Genomic DNA, 17,478 nt, shown 5'->3' on the forward strand with positions numbered 1-17,478 from the left:
CATAGAATAGCGACGCCTGCGCTTCCTGCCTCGGTCCCAACATCGCTCTATCCTCCCACTCATTGGAAGAATTGAATCAGCAGTTCATGCACCGATCAAGGATGAGTTTTTCAACAAAATACGCCCTTAACTCACGGCGTTTTGGCTTTTGTACCCCAAGCAGTTGTAAGCCAGGCGGGTAGTATCAGGAAAAATGCGGTCAACAGAGACGCTGCCAGCAACATGTCGTGGTACAATTGATGCGTCTGCCAGCCACCGATTGAGCGTTGAAACAGCTCGATTGCGATTACGGCAGTTGCGGTAAAGTAGGCGGTAGAGATCGTGTTCTCAACTGCCCGACGTGCAGGCGTAAGCTCGTTCCTAAGCCTTTCTCGGCTTGCAACTCGAAAGCGTTTTAGTCTCGCGAGCAGGCTTTCTTGCACGGGACTTTGATCGGGGATCGCCGTCAGCTCTACCGCCTTGTGCATTTCACGATACCGAGCTGTGATCAAATACGGATCCTCTTCTGGGTCGGATGGGTTGACATCAAGGCCGCTTAACTCGCGAATAAATCGACGCAGATGCAATGGCATCTGGGTAATCGCATTTTCGTAGTTATGTATCGTTTTTCCTGTGCATCCAAGAAGACTGCCCATCTCCTTCTGATTAAGCTTCATACTCTTCCTCAATCTAAAGAGCCTTTCACCATCCTTTGGGTGAGCTTTCGAATCATGCTTGTTTCTCACGTCGGTCCCGCCTTGCCCTGTCGCTGAGTTTTGCACACCCAGTTTTGCATTTTTCGAGCGGACGGTTCCAAAAAAGTTTTCTGGTCATAGACCAATGCGTCAAAAGCTGGCTTGGTTGAATTCACACGAAGAAATCCCCCTAACCGGAAAAAAATTTCCCCCAAACCGCTGGGGATGTCGTCGCCCGGCAATAAGTTAGACTTCTCAAAGGCTTGCGGGGGCACTCGGTTTACATGCAAAGTCCGCAAAGGTTCGCACCTAAAAGCGAACGGTGATGAGAGGACAAGCGAGTGACAGACCAAGAGCGGACCAGGCTGGAAGCCCACGAACGTCTGAAAATGTCCCTTAGACTGAATGGGACAAGCCTAGCCGCCGAAGCCCGCAAACTTAAAGTTTCCCGTACAACTCTGTCACTTGTGGGTCTTAGAAAATTAAAAAATGAGAGGATTGAGCAGGCTCTGGCAGAGGCCATTGGTGTACCTGTTTCCGAGCTGTTTGAGCCAACTGAACCACAGGAGGTCAAAAAATGAGCGAGTAAAGCTATGACATTAAAAATATGAGCCCTTCGAGAGCAGGGCTCCTGAAAGGCTCGTGCAAGAGATTAGGACCCCTTTGCACATCCTTCATGACCCAATTCTGGTGATCCGTCAACCGCGCTGATCGTTTCAGCGGGCGGGTCACCTTTTGTCTTAAAAAATGAAGAGGAGCCGAACGGCACGGGTACTATCCGCTGCCACGGCTAGAGATATGTCTAAAGATTACGACGACGATTTCTATCGTCCTCCCGCACCCACCACGGCAGGACTCATGTTTCCTGCGCGCTCAAAATTCACTGTGCGCGGTTTTACTTTGGCCAAGACGCCCGCCGAAATGTACTGGCGGCAGATTATTTCGGCCAGTCAACTTGAGCGGGTAACCTGCCTACTCGCACTGGCGGATCCCAAACTTTGGAACCTGCATGATCAGCCACGCCCCGTCAGCTATATTGACGGTTCAGGACGACAGCGTACTCATCGCTTCGATTATCTGGCAGAGCTCCGGGATGGATCGAGCGTGGCGATGGCGGTCAAGCCAGAAGAACGCGTCGAAAGGTTGAACTTCCGGGAAACGCTCGTCGCGATCCGCCGTGATCTGCCGATGGGATTTGCCGACAAAGTCTGCCTCATCACAGAGCATAATCATCATCCAAAAGAAGTACAAAATGCGGAGCTTCTGAATTTCTTTCGGCGCTGTCCGGACGAGGAAGCCGATCTTTTGGTCGCTGAGCTTGTTTCGGGCCTCACAGGCGAACTCTCGATTAGTGAACTCACAAAGCCGCTGGGACTTGGTGCGCGCGGGTTCCGCGCGGCATTCCGAGCCATCTACGCGGGGCTTCTAAAGGCCAATACGCGTGAACTCATCTCTATCAACACAATCATTTTCCCAGGAAAGGGCTGATCATGAAAGATATCCAGTTTCAACTCAACATCAGTCCTGAAGATGCCGTGCTTGGCAAGGGTGAGCTTCACTTTGTTCAAAAGGTCACAGACAGCACGGTGACTCTGCTTGCAAAGCAAGCGGGTGCTGTACCTCTGACGTTTGCCCATGCGGAGCTCGCGAGGTTACTCGAGGATGGACATTTCTCCGTCGAGTATGGCTATTTCTCGGATCGCCAAGCCTCCCGACGCGCGCGGGACGGACGGGCACTGCTTTCGCGTTTATCTTTGAAAACACAGGTAAAGGCCTTTGTTGCCGAAGCCTGGTGCGAGGCGATGAGTGAAGGGGAAGACGAAGAGTGGTTCAATAGATCATCCAAACGGTGGTTTGAGTTTCTGCCGAAGCTTCAAGATCGTGTGCAACAAAAGCTTCAGGATGGGTTGTTCAAGGCCTTGAACGGGGAAGAGATCGACCCGGGACTTCTGTCTTTCGTGCCCGGTCGCACTGGCATCATGGAAAAGTACCGCGAGTGGGAAAAGACCAAAGATCCGATGATTTTTGTGAAGAAATCCATCTTCAATGGCCAGAACGGTAAGCGCATCGACCCACGGGTCGAAGGAATTATTCAGATGGAGTTCACGAACTATCTCCATCCCAACGAAATCTATCCTTCGCAGGTATTGGATGCCGTAAATGGGGAAGTACGACGAAGGAACATTTCACTTGGCATCGCAGGTGAGGATCTTCTTCCTGAGGTCTCGTTGACCACAATCGGGCGCCGCATCAATGAGTTGGACCGGTTTGAGGTGTTGGCTGCCCGCAAAGGCGTTGCATATGCCAAGAACAAGCTGGGTGCCCATGTCGGCGGCATTAAGCTTCAAGCCCCATTACACCGCGTCGAAATGGATGAATGGGAAATCGATCTCATTGCAATCCTGCAGGGTGCCGGTATCGATATTACACATTCGAGCCTACGTGATCTTGCACTTGGCCGCTATTGGGTGTGCGTTGCCATGGACTCGGCAAGCCGCTCGATCCTGGGTCTCAAGCTGTCGACTAAGCCAAGTGCAGAAGACGCAAAAGCAGTCATCTGGATGGCATTGCGTAATAAGACTGCGCTAGCAGCCGGACTGGGATGTGAAACGGCTTGGGCGCAGCATGGTCACATCTATCAGGTTGCGGTCGACAATGGACCTGCCTTTGTGAACGTTGATTTTAAGTCCGCTCTCTCAGATTTGGCAATCGACTATTCGGTGTTGGCTGCTGGAGCTCCCAGGTTGAGAGGGAAGGTTGAGCGTGTGTTTGGCAGCCTTGCAACTTTGTTGATGCCCTATCTGACCGGGCGCACCTTTTCCAGTCCACAAGAACGAGGGGATTACCCGTCAGAAAAATACGCTGTGCATACCGCAGAAAGCATCTTGGAGTTGATGGTGCGGTTCACAGTTGATGTCTACCACAACCGTAAGCATCGCGGCTTGGAGTACGCTACGCCCAACAACATGTGGGATAAATTGGTAGCTGAGTTCGGCTGGTCCCCACCAATGAGCATGCACAAAATCCGACATATCTTGGGACTAAAATTCAAACGAAATACAGGTCCGCACGGCGTTCTGATGAACGGTGTGAACTACCATTCCGAACGGCTCGCAATGCACGTTCAAAAGTACGGTCCACAACTGGTCGAGGTCAGTATCGACCCCGAAGATATGGGGTACATTTCCGTGTGGCTTGAGCGCGGTGAAGACAGCGGTTGGTCGACTTTGCGGGCGACCATCGATGGGCTTGACGGAATATCGTTCGCGTCCTGGGAGCGTACGATCTTTGAGCTGCGCAAAAACAATCGCGCGGCCGCCAGCCTGACACAAGGTGTGGTAGACCGAGCTATTCGGCGGATCAAAGAGATTGATGCTGAGCAACGGGCGATGCGCCAGCTTGGCCCGATCAACCTTACCAGGGATGAAATCAAACGTGCCCAACGAGAAACGTTCTGGGGCCTGTCCCTAGGGGCAGATCCAAACATAGCCACCGGCGAAAGCGCGGCACTCCCGGAGCAAGAATTCGACCTCCTTTCCGATGAAATCCCCTACCAGCCAGGCCCGCCTCGTGAAGAACAGCCGGTATTGTCGGAGCCCAGCGAAGGCGAATGGCTCTTCAGCGATGAGTTGGACGACGAAGGCGGCGATCAGACGAGTTCAAACAACACAGATTCAGACGAGGAGAAGGGTGATGAATAAACACAGCAGGAAGTTCCAGTCTGACAAAGACGTCCGGAAAAAGGTGCAGAGCTTAAGAAAGCTCTACATCCCACGGCCAGAATTTGACAAGCTTGATGCGCGCTTTGGCAGCATCCTTGAGCAGCGTCGGGCAGATGAGGCTGATGGCGTCGTGTTCAAAGCCCGAAGCATAATGCTGGTGGGGCCATCCGGCAGCGGAAAAACCACCGCAGTTAGACAGCTCGTCCACAAATACGCACATCTGATGGCCGCGGACCCGGAGAAGGATATCTGTGAGTTTATTGGCCTACAGGTGCCCAGCCCGGCCACGATGAAGTTTGTTGGTGCCGCAACGCTGCGTGCGCTGGGATACCCGTATTCAGGCAACAAACAAGGCCCGGCAATCTGGGACCAAGTCAAAGAGCAACTCAAGCTTCGCCGGACGCTTTTTCTTGGGTTCGACGAGGCGCAGGATTTGGCCCGTTTCCAAACTGACAAAGAAAGACAATCTGTCGTCAATACTCTTAAATCGATGATGGAAAACTCCGTTTGGCCGGTTGGATTGCTGCTGTCCGGGATGCCAGACCTCAAGAAAATCGTAAATCAAGATGCACAGCTGGCGCGACGGGTTGATCCAATCCAAATCGGACGGCTGCATTCTCTGCGTGATGTCGAGCATGTCATCAAGATCGTACAAAGATATGCCGATCGGGCGCAGATCGATGTCGTGGCTTCGGTTAAGAATGAAGCCTTTGCCATGAGGCTCATGCACGCGGCGGACTATCAGTTTGGGCTCATGGCCGAGATCATTGTTTTGTCGGTGTCGCATGCATTGTTCACAGAAGGCTTCGAGGCAAAGCTGAGCATTCGGCATTTTGCAGAAGTCTATCGCGAGCGAAATGGCGCAGATGACTGGATGAACATCTTTGTCGCTGAGGACTATGGGCGCCTTAACCCGAGAAAACTCCTGGACGATAACGACAGTCCTGAAGATGGAGAAGATCCATGAGTGTCCCGTTAACCCTTAGTCTTCCCCTCATCGAGGGGGAGACCCCGACAGGTTATGTCTCTCGATCGGCGCATTTCTATCGGACCACACCACGTGACTTCTGTTCAGACCTTGGTATGCGGTGGCCCTTTCTTTGCAGCGGTCGAGACGATCAAATTGAACGTTTGGCGTGGCTCATCGATGTTACGCCGTCGCGCCTGCAAGACTGGATCACACGAAAGATTGCCGTTGGCCGCTATCAGGTCGCAAAAGCTTTCGCTAGCACGGGGGTGTTGCGGCGTACGGCGGTAAGGCTTTGTCCCCAATGCGTCGTTGAGGCATTAGATGAAAACGGGCCGTCTGGCATTTACCAGAGACTGGAATGGTCAGTGCTCTGTATCGAACGATGTGACCGGCACGGGTGCGCGCTCATATCGGTGCCTTCAACGCAGTATTCACATTCCACATATGATTTTGTGTCTCGGGTCCTGGAGCACAAGGAAGTGGTTCTCAGAGCCAGTCAGAATGCACCCACGTTGCCAGCTTCGGCCTTTGAAACCTACGTGCGTCGACGTCTGTCTCATGGGGCTGAGAAGGATTGGCTTCAGGACCTCGATTTAACCTATCTGCATCGCGCCAGCCTTTCCCTTGGCGCTGCGCTGTGTGGACAGACCAAAAATCGCTTGCGTGATCTTGACCCCAAAGACATGCACGAACTCGCAGGCGTTGGTTTTGACCGTTTGATCGCTGGGCCAGAGGGCTACAAGACGGCTTTGGAAGAACTTCTGCGGGCGAGTTCTGCGGAAAAGCCTTTTTATACAACTGACCTTGGTCCTCACTATTTTTGGCTCCGGGAAGTCTTCAAGGACCCTGAAATGGGGACCATGATCGACATAATGAGAGACCATGTGTTTGCAGTGTACCCGGTGCCCACCGACAAACAGGTGTTTGGAAAAAGTCCGCAGAAACGGGAATTGCTTACCATCGAGGAGGCACGCAAGCGCACAGGGCTGGGGGCGGTCACGCTCAAATTGATGCTTGGGTATCTTGAAGGCATACCGAAAGAAGAGGTTTTGAAACGCACCGAAATTTCTGCAGAGGAGACCCAAAGGGTGCGCGTATTTAAGGCCAAGTTAGCCACATTTGCCGAAGTGACGAAACAACTTGGTATTTTTCCTGAGCAGTTGAAAGCGCTGCAGAACCTGGGCGCTCTCACCACGCTCAAGCTGTTGTCATCCCGACGCTATCTCTTTCGTGCAGAAGTGGCTCAGTTGCTTGCTGATGTCGCGGCCTTGCCAGCGTCTCTTCCAGGCAAGTCTACGGCGCCCTTGAGAGAGTTTTGCCGTGTCAGGGGGATTCCTTTGGCGCGTGTTATCTCCATGTGGAAACAGGGCGAACTGAACGGGGCTCTCTGTGCCGGAATGGGAGACGGTTTGCATGCTATTGAAATTGACTGGGATGCGGTGTGCGACAGCAAAGCTGTTGACCAAGCGCGCGACCTGACGTTGCCCGAAACCGCGCGCCACCTTCAGATCAATGTAGGCTCCATTCGTTCGCTAAGAGACAACGGCTATTTGCGCGAGGTTTTGCATCAAAACCCCGACACCAATCGTGCAAAAACCTACATTGCCTTGTCGAGCATTCAGCAGTTCCAATCAAGATATGTTACGCTTGGGCAGATGGCGCTACGCCAGAAGATGGCAGCGATCCATTTGGCGCGACGGCTGGATCGTGAGGATGTGCCTCCGGTCAATTGTGGTGAGAGGCTGGTCCGCGTTTACGACAAGCGCTTGGTGCATTGGGAGTGAGTTGGCATGAGCGACAAAGAAGATATCGAGGAAGCAAGCCCACGGGAATCCGCTCGAGCAACTGAGCCGCGCGATACGTCTGACATCGGTTATGAGGAGCTGTTGGCCAGAATGCGGGCGCTTCAAAAAAAGGTTAAGTTGATGGGCACGATAGATCCGGATTTCGACATGAAGCACTTTTCTGATGAGCTATCTGATGAATTAGAAAAATAGCTGGGCTGGATTTGGGGCCAACGTTTTGGAACTTGAGGACTCAAATGCCGAAGACAGATTGTAGACAGCACCAGCTTTATCCGGCTGTCCTGCACTATGAGGGCGGGGTTTGAGGGTATTTTGTGCCTGAGATTGGCGGTGGAGGTGCTGGCAGCCGCAAAGCAGCGCTACGCGGTGCCCAAGAGCTTATAGAGTTGGGCCTGGCGAATCTGATTGCGCGCGGAGAGGTTGTTTCTCCCTCAGAGCTGTCAGATCAACTTAGCGCGGATGGCGGGCCGATCGTGTGGTTGCCTGTTGATGCGATAGGATCGGCCCTGTGAGGATGGCTCAACTGCCAGCATAAATAGGTAGCGTACTCAACCAGAGATCGCTTCACATAAAACCCGTTCAGAGACGTTCTCGGTTTGTTACAAAACCGACAAACATCCAGTGGTTGCAGAAATTTGCAATTGGAGATTCTTGGCGGATGGTATCAACAAACTGCATCCCCCAAACGCATAGCATTTCAACCTGTCATAACTCTGTGACAATCTCTTCCGGCTCGCGTCGCTTGAAGCACTCGTTCGATCCTTCGTTTCCTGACTTTAGGGCCGGATGAACTCAAAGAGGTAGGATTGCTCACAATCGCCAACTGGATGTATTCGCTGGTTATTGCTTTCTTTCTTGTTAGGGTGCAGCCGTTGCAGAATTAAATCTGCATTTGTTTTACACAGCGTTTGTTGGAGCTGACTTTTGATTATTCCATTTCATGTGCGAGAGATGCTTCGGCGCATAAAGGCGCGGTATGATGTTGAACGCACGCCCCAACAGATGGCCCCGAATGACGAAGGGTTTTCGCCTTTGCGCCCGTCTCGCACCGCAGACAACAAGACGGTGGCGCGGTTCTGGGATCATCTGAAACCCACGGCAAGCGATGCGGATCAGGCGCTGATCGCGGATCCGGCGGCGGTTGACGCTTCTGAAACCTACAGCGCGAATATCGAAAACTATATCGGCACCGTGAAAGTGCCGGTTGGCGTCGTTGGACCATTGCGGTTGAACGGTATGAACGCCAACGGGGATTTCTATGTGCCTCTGGCAACGACCGAGGCTGCTCTGGTCGCCTCTTACGCGCGCGGGGCCTATGCTGCGGGTCGCTCGGGAGGGGTCAGCACCGCCGTGCTGTACGAAGGTGTCCTGCGCACGCCCGCCTTTGTGTTCGAAGGCCTGTTGCAGGCCGGACAGTTCGTTGATTGGGTGGTCAGCAATATCGAGGATTTGCGCGCCGCGGCCGAGGCCACGACCCGGCACGGCAAGCTTGTCTCGGTCGAGCCATTCATCGACACCAATATCGTGTTCCTGATTTGCCGCTACACGACCGGGGACGCAGCGGGCCAGAATATGGTGACCATTGCCACGGATGCCCTGTGCTATGCGATCGTCGATCATTGCCCGATACCCATGGAAAACTGGTATATCGAGGGAAATTTTTCAGGCGACAAAAAGGCCTCGGCGCTTGGGTTGGTGACAGGGCGTGGCCGGAAGGTCAGCGCGTCGGTCACCTTGCCTGCAGATGTCGTTGAAAAGTCGCTTGGAACGAGTGTAGACGCCATGCTGGCCTATGGGCGGGTCGCCAATCTGGGCGCGCATCTGTCGGGTCAGCTGGGGGCGCAGGCCCATTATGCCAACGGGCTTGCGGCCTTTTACATCGCCACCGGGCAGGACGCGGCCTGCGTCGCCGAAAGCGCGATGGGCGTTACGCGGATGGAGCCCAAAGGGGATGATCTTTTCTGCTCGGTCACGCTGCCGAACATTCTGGTGGGGTCCGTGGGCGGCGGCACCGGTCTGCCCAGCCAGAGTGCAGCGCTGAACATCCTGGGGCTCAAGGGCGCGGGCCATGGGACGGCGTTGGCCGAAGTGGCCGCAGCCATTTGCCTGTGCGGAGAGATTTCGATTGTCGCCGCAATCGCTGCGGGCCATTTCACCCGCGCCCATGAAAGCCTGGCCCGCCAAAGATGAATGTGCTGGCGCGATTGTGGATCTATCAGGCCGAACGGTTTCCGTTGAAAAAGACCGTTCCGCTGTTGCTGGTGTTTTCGGCGGCCAGCATCTGTGTCTCGGCCCGGCTTTCGGATCGCCCGTTACCCGAATGGCCCGGGTTTCTGGTTGGATTTGTGCTGGCCATGGCGCTGTTTTTCCAGATGCGCGTTTGCGACGAGTTCAAGGATGCCGAAGACGACCGCCGCTATCGGCCCGAACGTCCCATTCCTCGCGGGCTGGTTTCCCCGACCGAGGTTCTGGTGCTGGGCCTGCTGACCCTGCCGGTGGCTGCCGCCGCTGCATGGCTCTGGTCCCCGCTGGTTCTGTGGTGCCTTGTGGGGGTTTGGGTCTGGCTGGCGGCGATGACTGCTGAATTCGGCGCGCCCGCATGGCTCAAGGCGCGGCCGGTGCTTTATCTGGTCAGCCATATGGCCATCATGCCGCTGATCGACCTGCTGCTGACCAGCATCGAATGGCTTCCCGCCGGAGGGGCCGCGCCACAGCTTTGGTTGTTCCTGGTGCTGTCCTTCGTCAATGGCTGCGTTCTTGAGATCGGGCGCAAGCTCTGGTCGCCCGAAAACGAAATTGATGGGGTCGATACCTATTCGGGCCTGTGGGGATACCGCCGCGCTGCCCTGATTTGGCTGTGTTGTGTTGGCCTGTCTTTTGTCTTTCTGGTGGGGACAGGGTTTGCGACGGGCGTGGGCTGGTTCACGGTTGCGGTTGGGGCCGTTGCGCTGTTGCCCTGCGGTCTGGCCGCGCGCAGCTATGTCAAGGCGCCGACCCCCGGTGCGCAGGACAGAATGGATACGATCGCCGGGCTTTGGGTGTTCTTTTGCTATGCCACAGCGGGCTTTTTGCCGTTTCTGATTGGAGCTTTCAGATGACCCTTATCGTCAGCCAATCCGATGCCACGGACCCGAGCCAGGTCGGAGGCAAAGCCGCCGCGCTGTCGAATCTGGCCCGCCATGGCTTCAACTCGCCTGCGTTTTTTGTCATCACCGACGCCGCGTTTCGCAAAGGCAAGTCGGGGCCGGTCGCGGCCCGTGGGCTGAAAGGCGCGCTGGATGCTGCGTTGGATGCGCTGGGTCCGGGGCCGTATGCGGTGCGCAGTTCCGGTCGGGCCGAAGACGGGGCAGACCACAGCCATGCAGGTCAGTTCGACACGGTTCTGAACGTCTCAGGCGGAAACGTGTTGGGGGCGGCGAAACGGGTATGGCAATCCGGGTTCGCAGAGACAGTCGCCACCTATCGCGCCGTCAAAACCGGGGGCGCGGCAGAGGCCCCGGCGATCATTGTTCAGCGCATGATTGATGCAACGGCGGCTGGTGTCGCGTTCTCGGCTGATCCCGTGACCGGGCAACGGAACACGGTGATTGTGTCCGCCGTCAAAGGTCTGGGCGATGCGCTGGTGGCGGGGGAGGTTGATGGGGAGGATTGGACCATTGGCCAAAATGGGCGCCCCGAATGCGCGCATGCGACGCCTCAGATCCTGACCCCGGATCATGCGCTTCGGGTCGCAGCGCTGGCGCGACAGGCAGAAGAGGCTTGTGGCACACCGCAAGACATCGAATGGGCGTTTGATGCGGATGGTCTGCATATTCTTCAGACGCGGCCGATCACAACCGCATTGCGGCCCGCGGCATTGCCGGATGAGTCGCTGACCATTTTCGACAATTCCAACATCGTCGAAAGCTATCCGGGCATGGTCAGCCCGCTGACCTATTCCTTTGCCGTGCATGTCTACGGGCGGGTCTATCGTGCCTTTGTGCGGCTGTTGGGCGTGTCAGACAAAGCCGTCGCGCGGCACGGGGCCCTTTTCGACAACTTCCTGGGGCGCATTGACGGGCGGGTTTATTACAATCTGGTCAATTGGTACCGCGCGTTGGCGTTGTTGCCAGGGTTTTCGCTGAATCGCGACTATATGGAGACGATGATGGGTGTGTCCGAACCCATGCCGTCTGAAATCACCGATCAGATCGGGCCGCCGCCCGCCAAAGGGGCGCGCAAGATATGGGAATACGCGAAACTGGCTGGGGTTGCGTGCGGCCTGATATGGCAGGCCCTGCGTTTGCCGCGCACCCGGCGCAATTTCTACAACAGGCTGAATGATGTTCTGGATCGTGATCTGGACATCGAAACGGCGAATGCGACCGAGTTGGCCGCTGAATACCGCGAAATCGAAAGCACTTTGCTGGATCGCTGGGACGCCCCGCTGGTCAACGATTTCCTGTGCATGATCGCCTTTGGCGCATCGCGCAACCTGCTGCACAAGTGGCTGGGGGAAGATGGGCTGGCGCTGCATAACGATGTCATGATTGGTCAGGGGGACATCGTCTCGGCGGAACCGGCGCAGCGTATTGCCCGGATGGCGCATATGGTCCGCGACGCAGGGATTGCGGATCATCTCAGCGCTGATTGCCGGTTGGAAACCCTGGACCCTTACCCCCCGATCAAAGACGAGGTCCAATCTTATCTGGATAAATTCGGCGACCGATGCACCGAAGAGCTGAAGCTGGAAAGCATACCGCTGCGCGACGACCCCTCGAGCCTGTTGATGGCGGTTGCAGCCAGTGCTGCCCGACCCGAAAGCGCACGGCACACGGGCCGTGAACCGGACTGGACATCCCTGTTCCCCGCCAACCCTGTGAAACGCCATCTGTCCAAATGGATCGTGGGCTGGGCCAAAGCCCGTGTCCGGGACCGAGAGAACCTGCGGTTTGAACGCACGCGCATCTTTGGCCATGCCCGACGTGTTTTCCTAGGGATCGGGCGCGAGTTTGCGGCACGGGGGCTGTTGGCCGAACCCCGTGATGTGTTTCACCTGACAACGCATGAGGTTCTGGGGGCCGTCGAAGGGTTCAGCCTGTCCCCGGACCTCAAAGCCATTGTCGCGCAACGCCAACGCGAAGATCGTGCATCGTCGGAACGCCCCGACCCGCCGGAACGCATCGAAATCCGGGGGCCTGCCATTGCGCCGATCTGGGCGGCTGCCGAACTACCCGAGGGCGATGGGGAACGGGTGAAGACCGGCACGGGCTGTTCGGCCGGACAGGTTACCGCCAAGGCCCGCGTGATCCGTGACCCACGCACCGAGGCATTGCAGCTCGGCGACATCCTTGTTGCAAGGCACACAGACCCGGGCTGGATTGCGGTGTTTTCGAATGCCTCGGCCATCGTTGTTGAACGGGGCTCCTTGCTGTCTCATTCCGCCATTGTGGCGCGAGAGTTGGGCATTCCCTGTGTCGTCGGCCTGAAAGGCGCGACGCAGTGGATCAGGGATGGCGAAACGCTTTCGGTTGATGGGGTGAGCGGCAAAGTGGAACGGTGCGATGAGGCAGAGTGAAATCGAATCCAAGGCAGATTTCGACCACATCCGATACGCGCAATTGTGGGAGGACGCGGATGTTCTGACCGCATCGCTGGGCGATTGTGCGGGTGGCACGCTGGTTTCCATCTGTTCAGCCGGGGATAACGCGCTGGCGATGCTGACGCTGGACCCGGCCAAAGTTGTGGTTGTCGATTTGTCCCCGGCGCAGATCGCCTGTTTGAAGCTGAGGATAGGCGCGTACCAGACCCTGACACACCCTGAATTTCTGGAACTGACCGGCTCGCGCTCCAGCAGCCGGCGCGCTGATTTGCTGTCACGCGCGCTGGGGGAGACCGACCCGGATACGCGCGCCTTTTGGATCGCGCTTACCCCTGAGGTCGTGCGCTATGGGATCGGTGGGGTCGGCAAGTTCGAACGGTATTTCCGCATCTTCCGTACCCGGCTATTGCCGTTCGTTCATTCCAGAAAAACGATTGACGATGTCTTTGCGCCGCGCTCCCCCAAGGCGCGCGAAGTCTTCTTTGACACGCGCTTTGATACCTTCCGGTGGCGGTTGCTGTTGAACCTGTTCTTCTCTCGGTTCGTCATGGGCCGCATGGGGCGGGACAAGGCGTTTTTTGATCACGTAGAAGGCAGCCCGGCCCAGCATGTGGCGCGTCGTATTCGCCATGCGGGCGTTGATACGGACCCGTCGCAAAACCCCTATCTGCACTGGATTTTGAAAGGCACGCATGGCGATGCCTTGCCGATGGCCTGGCGGCCCGAACACTATGACACGATCCGCGACCGTTTGGATCGTCTGGATATCCGTCCGGGATCGCTGGAGGCATTTGTCTCGACCGGTGAAAAGGCCAACGGGTTCAACCTGTCTGACATTTTTGAATATATGTCGCCTGACATGTTTGAAACGGTTTACGGCTCGATCCTGTCCGCCGCCGCGCCCAATGCCCGCCTGGTCTATTGGAACATGATGGCCCCGCGCCGTGTGCCAGCCCGTTACCAGAGCAAAGTGGAAACCCTTCGGGCGGTTGAGGATAAGCAGAAAACCCGCGATATGGCCTTTTTCTATTCGGACTTCGTTGTGGAACAGGTGCGTGCATGAGCGTTGCGGCCCAGATCCTGTTGGCTGTGATGTCCGTTCTGACCTTGCTGGGGTTGATGGCAGTAGTCCGGCGGCTGGCGCAAAAGGTCGGACTCAGCGGCGAAGTGCAACGGAAACTGATGCACGTCGGCACCGGGCTGTTTGCCATGCTGCTGCCGTGGATTTTCCCGGATCGCTGGCCGGTCTACATGCTGATCGGGGCGACAATGATCGTGATGCTGGTCTTGCGTTTGCCCCGTTTCTCAAAAGGTCTGGGGGCCGCCATTCACAGCGTCGAGCGGACGTCATACGGGGATTTCCTGTTGGCGCTTTCGGTGGGGCTTTGTTTCTTGCTGGCCGGTGAAAATACGCTCTACTACGTGCTGCCGATCGCTGTTCTGACGCTGGCCGATGCCGCAGCCGCATTGGCCGGGACCACCTATGGCACCAAACGCTATGTGGTCGAAGATGGCGACAAAAGCCTGGAAGGTTCGGTGGTGTTTTTCGTCGTAGCGTTGTTGGTTGCGATCATCTGTTTCCTGTTTTTGTCAAAACTGCCGCCGTCCAACATTATGATGCTGTGCCTGATGATTGCCGGTTTCGGCACCCTGGTCGAGGCGCAAAGCTGGCGTGGCTTTGACAACCTGTTCCTGCCGCTTGGCTTGTTGATTTTCCTGAAAACCCACTATCACAGCTCCTTGGCGGAACTGGCGGTGCTTGCCATTTTGTTCTTTGCCGCGTTGGTCAGTTTTGGCGTGGTGGGAACCCGGCTGGGCCTCAGCAAACACACGACCCGCGTGTATGTCGTTGCGGTTTTTCTGATGCTGGCCGCCGCAAAAATGCAAAACACGGTCCTGCCAATCCTGGTGCTTGCCGCACATGGCTGGGCGCGCACTGCGTCTCCGTGTGACAGCAAGTATCCTGATCTGGATATCGTGGCTGCCTTGGGCATTTTGGGTTTTGGTTGGCTTGCGGTGGGCAATGCGACGGGCTGGGATGCGATATCCATTTTCGGCCTCAGCGCCATGGGGTTGGCCATGGGGCTTTGCGCTGTGGCGTTGCGGGGCATACCTGTTGCGATACCGCTTGCGGCCGCTGTCCTGTTTCTGATCCGTATCTGGGTCGTTTCGCTGAACGCGGACCATTCGAACTGGGCCGAGCCTTTGACGGCTTTGTCGCTTGTCACTCTTGCCGTGACGGCGATTGTTCCTTTGGCGTTTCCGGATGTGTTTCAAAAGAACCGGGTGTCGCGGCTCACGCTCTTGGCGCTGCTGCTGCCGCTGACCTATTACATCTGGTCCATAGCCGGGGGTATCAGCGCCCGGATCGCTGACGGAGTTATTTCATGACGCAGGAAAGCATTCGTACCGACGGTGCCAAACTGGCCCTGTATCTGCAGGGCCCTGAATGGGATGGTGTGCCCGCGGCAACCATCGGTGACTTCTCATGCAAAACGCCCGAGGCCGGTTTGCACGCCCTGCATCAGGCCATCGAACGGGTCCGCAGCGCGGGGATTGACCGGATCATCGGTCCGATGTCCGGGGATACCTGGCACAGCTACCGGTTTGTCTCGGAAAGCGACGGATCGGCCCCGTTTCTGATGGAGCCGACGAACAAGTCACATGATCCCGACGTGTTCAAGGGGGCGGGTTTTGCGCCCATCAGCAGCTATTTCTCGGCGCGCGTTCCTTTGGCACAAACGGCCAGTTCGTCCTTGGCGGCAAGTGATGCGTTCACGGTCGAACCCTGGGACGGGACTGATCCCGAAGGTTTGTTCCGGCAGGTCTATCATCTGTCGGTCGAGGCGTTCGCGCAAAACGCGTTCTACAAACCCATCTCTGAAAGCGACTTTCTGGCGATGTACATGCCCGTCGTTCCGATGCTGAAGCGCGAGTTGATCTTTTTCGCGCGCCGCACGGACGGGTCATTGGCGGGTTTTCTGTTTGGCATCCCGAACTATGCAGAAGGCCCGAAACCCAAAGCCGCGATCCTGAAAACCTATGCCAGCCTTGAGCGGGGCGCAGGGCGCCACTTGGCCAGTCATTTCCATCAATCCGCCTTGGATCTGGGTTTTGACACGGCAATCCACGCGTTGATTCACGATGACAACCAATCAGCAGAGCGCAGCAGTGTTGAAGGGGGCACTGTGTTCCGGCGATATGCTCTGTATGGGCTGCGTCTGGATGGCTAACCTGCTGGACCATTTTGCCGACGCGGTCGCGCGGCACCCGGACCGGACGGCCATTGTTGAGGGCAATGGTCGCGAGGTTAGATTCCGGGACGTGCAGACACGCGTGCAGCAATTGGCCAGCAAGTGGGCGCGCAAAGGTCTGCGCCATGGCGACCGGGTTCTGCTGGCCATGCCCGTCAACGCGGATCTTTATGCCAGCCTTGCCGCCTTGTGGTCCTTGGGGGTCACGGTCGTTCTGCCCGAGCCTGCGATGGGTCTGGCCGGGTTGCGTCACGCGGCAAGAACAACCTTGCCCAAGGCGTTCTGCGCATCGGGTTACTTTGCGCTGCTCAGCTTTGTGGTGCCGGAGCTTTGGGGGCTGCCGCTGTTACGGCCGGGCCAAGGGCAAGGCGAACCCGATGTCGTGGATGTCCAAGACAGTGATGTAGCGCTTATATCCTTTACATCCGGAACCACAGGTCAGGCCAAGGCCATCCCGCGCAGCCACGCGTTTCTGATGGCCCAGCATGACGCCATCGCACCGCTTCTGGACAGTGACACGGCCGAGCGCGATCTGGTCGCGTTTCCGGTCTTTACCCTGATCAACCTAGCGGCCGGACGCACGACAGTTTTGCCGAACTGGAAGATGACCAAGCTGGATCACCTATCGCCCGATGGGTTGGCGGGCTGGATAACGAAGCAAAAGGTCACGCGGCTTTTGATCCCGCCGTCCCTGTGTGAAAAGCTCACGCAGTGCCAAGATACCGGCCAATTGCATACCGTCTTTACCGGCGGCGGTCCTGTCTTTCCCGACCTGACCCAAAGGCTGCTCAAACGGCCCGGCCTGGATGTAGTCTGCGTTTATGGCTCTACCGAGGCGGAACCGATTGCGCATCTTGATGCGCGCGACATCTCGGACCTTGATCATCGTGACATGGCGGCGGGCAGGGGGCTTTTGGTCGGACGCCCCGTTTCGCACATCAACCTCCGAATCCGAGACGACGAGGTTCAGGTGGCAGGAAATCACGTCAATGACGGCTATCTTGATCCAGCGCATTCCAGGGAAAACAAAATCAAGGACGGCACGACGATCTGGCATCGAACCGGCGACGCGGGTCAGTTGGATGAACAGGGGCGTTTGTGGCTGTTGGGACGATTGGGAAGTGATGTGAAAACCCCAACCAGACGCATCTTTCCCTTTGCCATTGAAATCGCTGCCAGCCAATGGCCGGGTGTGACGAACAGCGCGCTGATGAGCCTGAACGAGCGCCCCGTTTTGTGCGTCGAAGGGGATGCGGACAAGTTGCCAAACTGGAATAGGCTGGCGCAGGAGTTCGGCGTTGCCAAAGTGACCCACGTGAAAAAAATCCCCTTGGACAAACGCCACAGATCCAAGATTGACCGAGTGGAACTTGCTCACTTCTTGGGGTATTGATCTACAGTACTTTTCCCTTGAGTGTTCTCACGGAAAACCACAATTGAGTACGGTGTTGTTTTTGCCCGCTGGCCAAGCA

At 56.6% G+C, this 17,478-nt stretch carries 14 protein-coding genes; 13 read left to right on the plus strand and 1 reads right to left on the minus strand.

What is annotated here, in order from left to right; all coding sequences use genetic code 11:
- Positions 1–131: 131 nt before the first annotated feature.
- Entirely contained in the window at positions 132–656 is a 525-nt protein-coding gene (locus J7413_RS14975; protein ID WP_209099621.1) for a hypothetical protein, read from the minus strand.
- Positions 657–1,015: 359 nt separating this feature from the next.
- Here J7413_RS14975 and J7413_RS14980 point away from each other — a divergent pair, with 359 nt between their 5' ends.
- From J7413_RS14980 to J7413_RS15040, 13 genes are all read left to right on the plus strand, one after another.
- Positions 1,016–1,255, plus strand: a complete 240-nt coding sequence (locus tag J7413_RS14980) for a helix-turn-helix domain-containing protein (protein WP_209099623.1) — start codon at positions 1,016–1,018, stop codon at positions 1,253–1,255.
- Positions 1,256–1,472: 217 nt separating this feature from the next.
- The gene (locus J7413_RS14985; protein WP_209099625.1) at positions 1,473–2,162 is read left to right on the plus strand and encodes a hypothetical protein; all 690 of its coding nucleotides are present in this window, start codon (positions 1,473–1,475) and stop codon (positions 2,160–2,162) included.
- Positions 2,163–2,164: 2 nt separating this feature from the next.
- A complete protein-coding gene (locus J7413_RS14990; protein ID WP_209099634.1) occupies positions 2,165–4,375 on the plus strand; it encodes a DDE-type integrase/transposase/recombinase in 2,211 nt (736 codons plus the stop codon).
- Positions 4,299–5,363, plus strand: a complete 1,065-nt coding sequence (locus J7413_RS14995; protein ID WP_209099636.1) for a TniB family NTP-binding protein — start codon at positions 4,299–4,301, stop codon at positions 5,361–5,363. Before J7413_RS14990 ends, J7413_RS14995 begins: the two co-directional genes overlap by 77 nt.
- Positions 5,360–7,150, plus strand: coding sequence for a TniQ family protein (locus J7413_RS15000; protein WP_209099638.1), 1,791 nt, complete (start codon positions 5,360–5,362; stop codon positions 7,148–7,150). The genes J7413_RS14995 and J7413_RS15000 overlap by 4 nt, the downstream gene beginning before the upstream one ends.
- A 6-nt stretch (positions 7,151–7,156) precedes the next feature.
- Positions 7,157–7,363, plus strand: a complete 207-nt coding sequence (locus J7413_RS15005; protein WP_209099640.1) for a hypothetical protein — start codon at positions 7,157–7,159, stop codon at positions 7,361–7,363.
- A gap of 732 nt (positions 7,364–8,095) precedes the next feature.
- Positions 8,096–9,361 carry a hydroxymethylglutaryl-CoA reductase gene (locus J7413_RS15010; protein WP_209099642.1) on the plus strand — a complete coding sequence of 422 codons (1,266 nt, stop codon included), beginning with the start codon at positions 8,096–8,098 and terminating at the stop codon, positions 9,359–9,361.
- Positions 9,358–10,269: a UbiA family prenyltransferase gene (locus J7413_RS15015; RefSeq protein WP_209099644.1), complete on the plus strand. Its 912-nt coding sequence runs from the start codon at positions 9,358–9,360 to the stop codon at positions 10,267–10,269. Before J7413_RS15010 ends, J7413_RS15015 begins: the two co-directional genes overlap by 4 nt.
- Positions 10,266–12,728: a PEP/pyruvate-binding domain-containing protein gene (locus J7413_RS15020; RefSeq protein ID WP_209099646.1), complete on the plus strand. Its 2,463-nt coding sequence runs from the start codon at positions 10,266–10,268 to the stop codon at positions 12,726–12,728. Before J7413_RS15015 ends, J7413_RS15020 begins: the two co-directional genes overlap by 4 nt.
- On the plus strand, positions 12,715–13,815 hold the full coding sequence (locus tag J7413_RS15025) for a DUF3419 family protein (RefSeq protein ID WP_209099648.1): 1,101 nt from the start codon (positions 12,715–12,717) through the stop codon (positions 13,813–13,815). Before J7413_RS15020 ends, J7413_RS15025 begins: the two co-directional genes overlap by 14 nt.
- A complete protein-coding gene (locus J7413_RS15030) occupies positions 13,812–15,143 on the plus strand; it encodes a hypothetical protein (protein ID WP_209099650.1) in 1,332 nt (443 codons plus the stop codon). Before J7413_RS15025 ends, J7413_RS15030 begins: the two co-directional genes overlap by 4 nt.
- Positions 15,140–15,985 carry a hypothetical protein gene (locus tag J7413_RS15035; protein WP_209099652.1) on the plus strand — a complete coding sequence of 282 codons (846 nt, stop codon included), beginning with the start codon at positions 15,140–15,142 and terminating at the stop codon, positions 15,983–15,985. The genes J7413_RS15030 and J7413_RS15035 overlap by 4 nt, the downstream gene beginning before the upstream one ends.
- The gene (locus tag J7413_RS15040) at positions 15,978–17,399 is read left to right on the plus strand and encodes an AMP-binding protein (protein ID WP_209099654.1); all 1,422 of its coding nucleotides are present in this window, start codon (positions 15,978–15,980) and stop codon (positions 17,397–17,399) included. Before J7413_RS15035 ends, J7413_RS15040 begins: the two co-directional genes overlap by 8 nt.
- The last annotated feature ends 79 nt before the right edge of the window (positions 17,400–17,478 follow it).

The organism is Shimia sp. R10_1, from assembly GCF_017744095.1.
Lineage (GTDB): Bacteria > Pseudomonadota > Alphaproteobacteria > Rhodobacterales > Rhodobacteraceae > Shimia.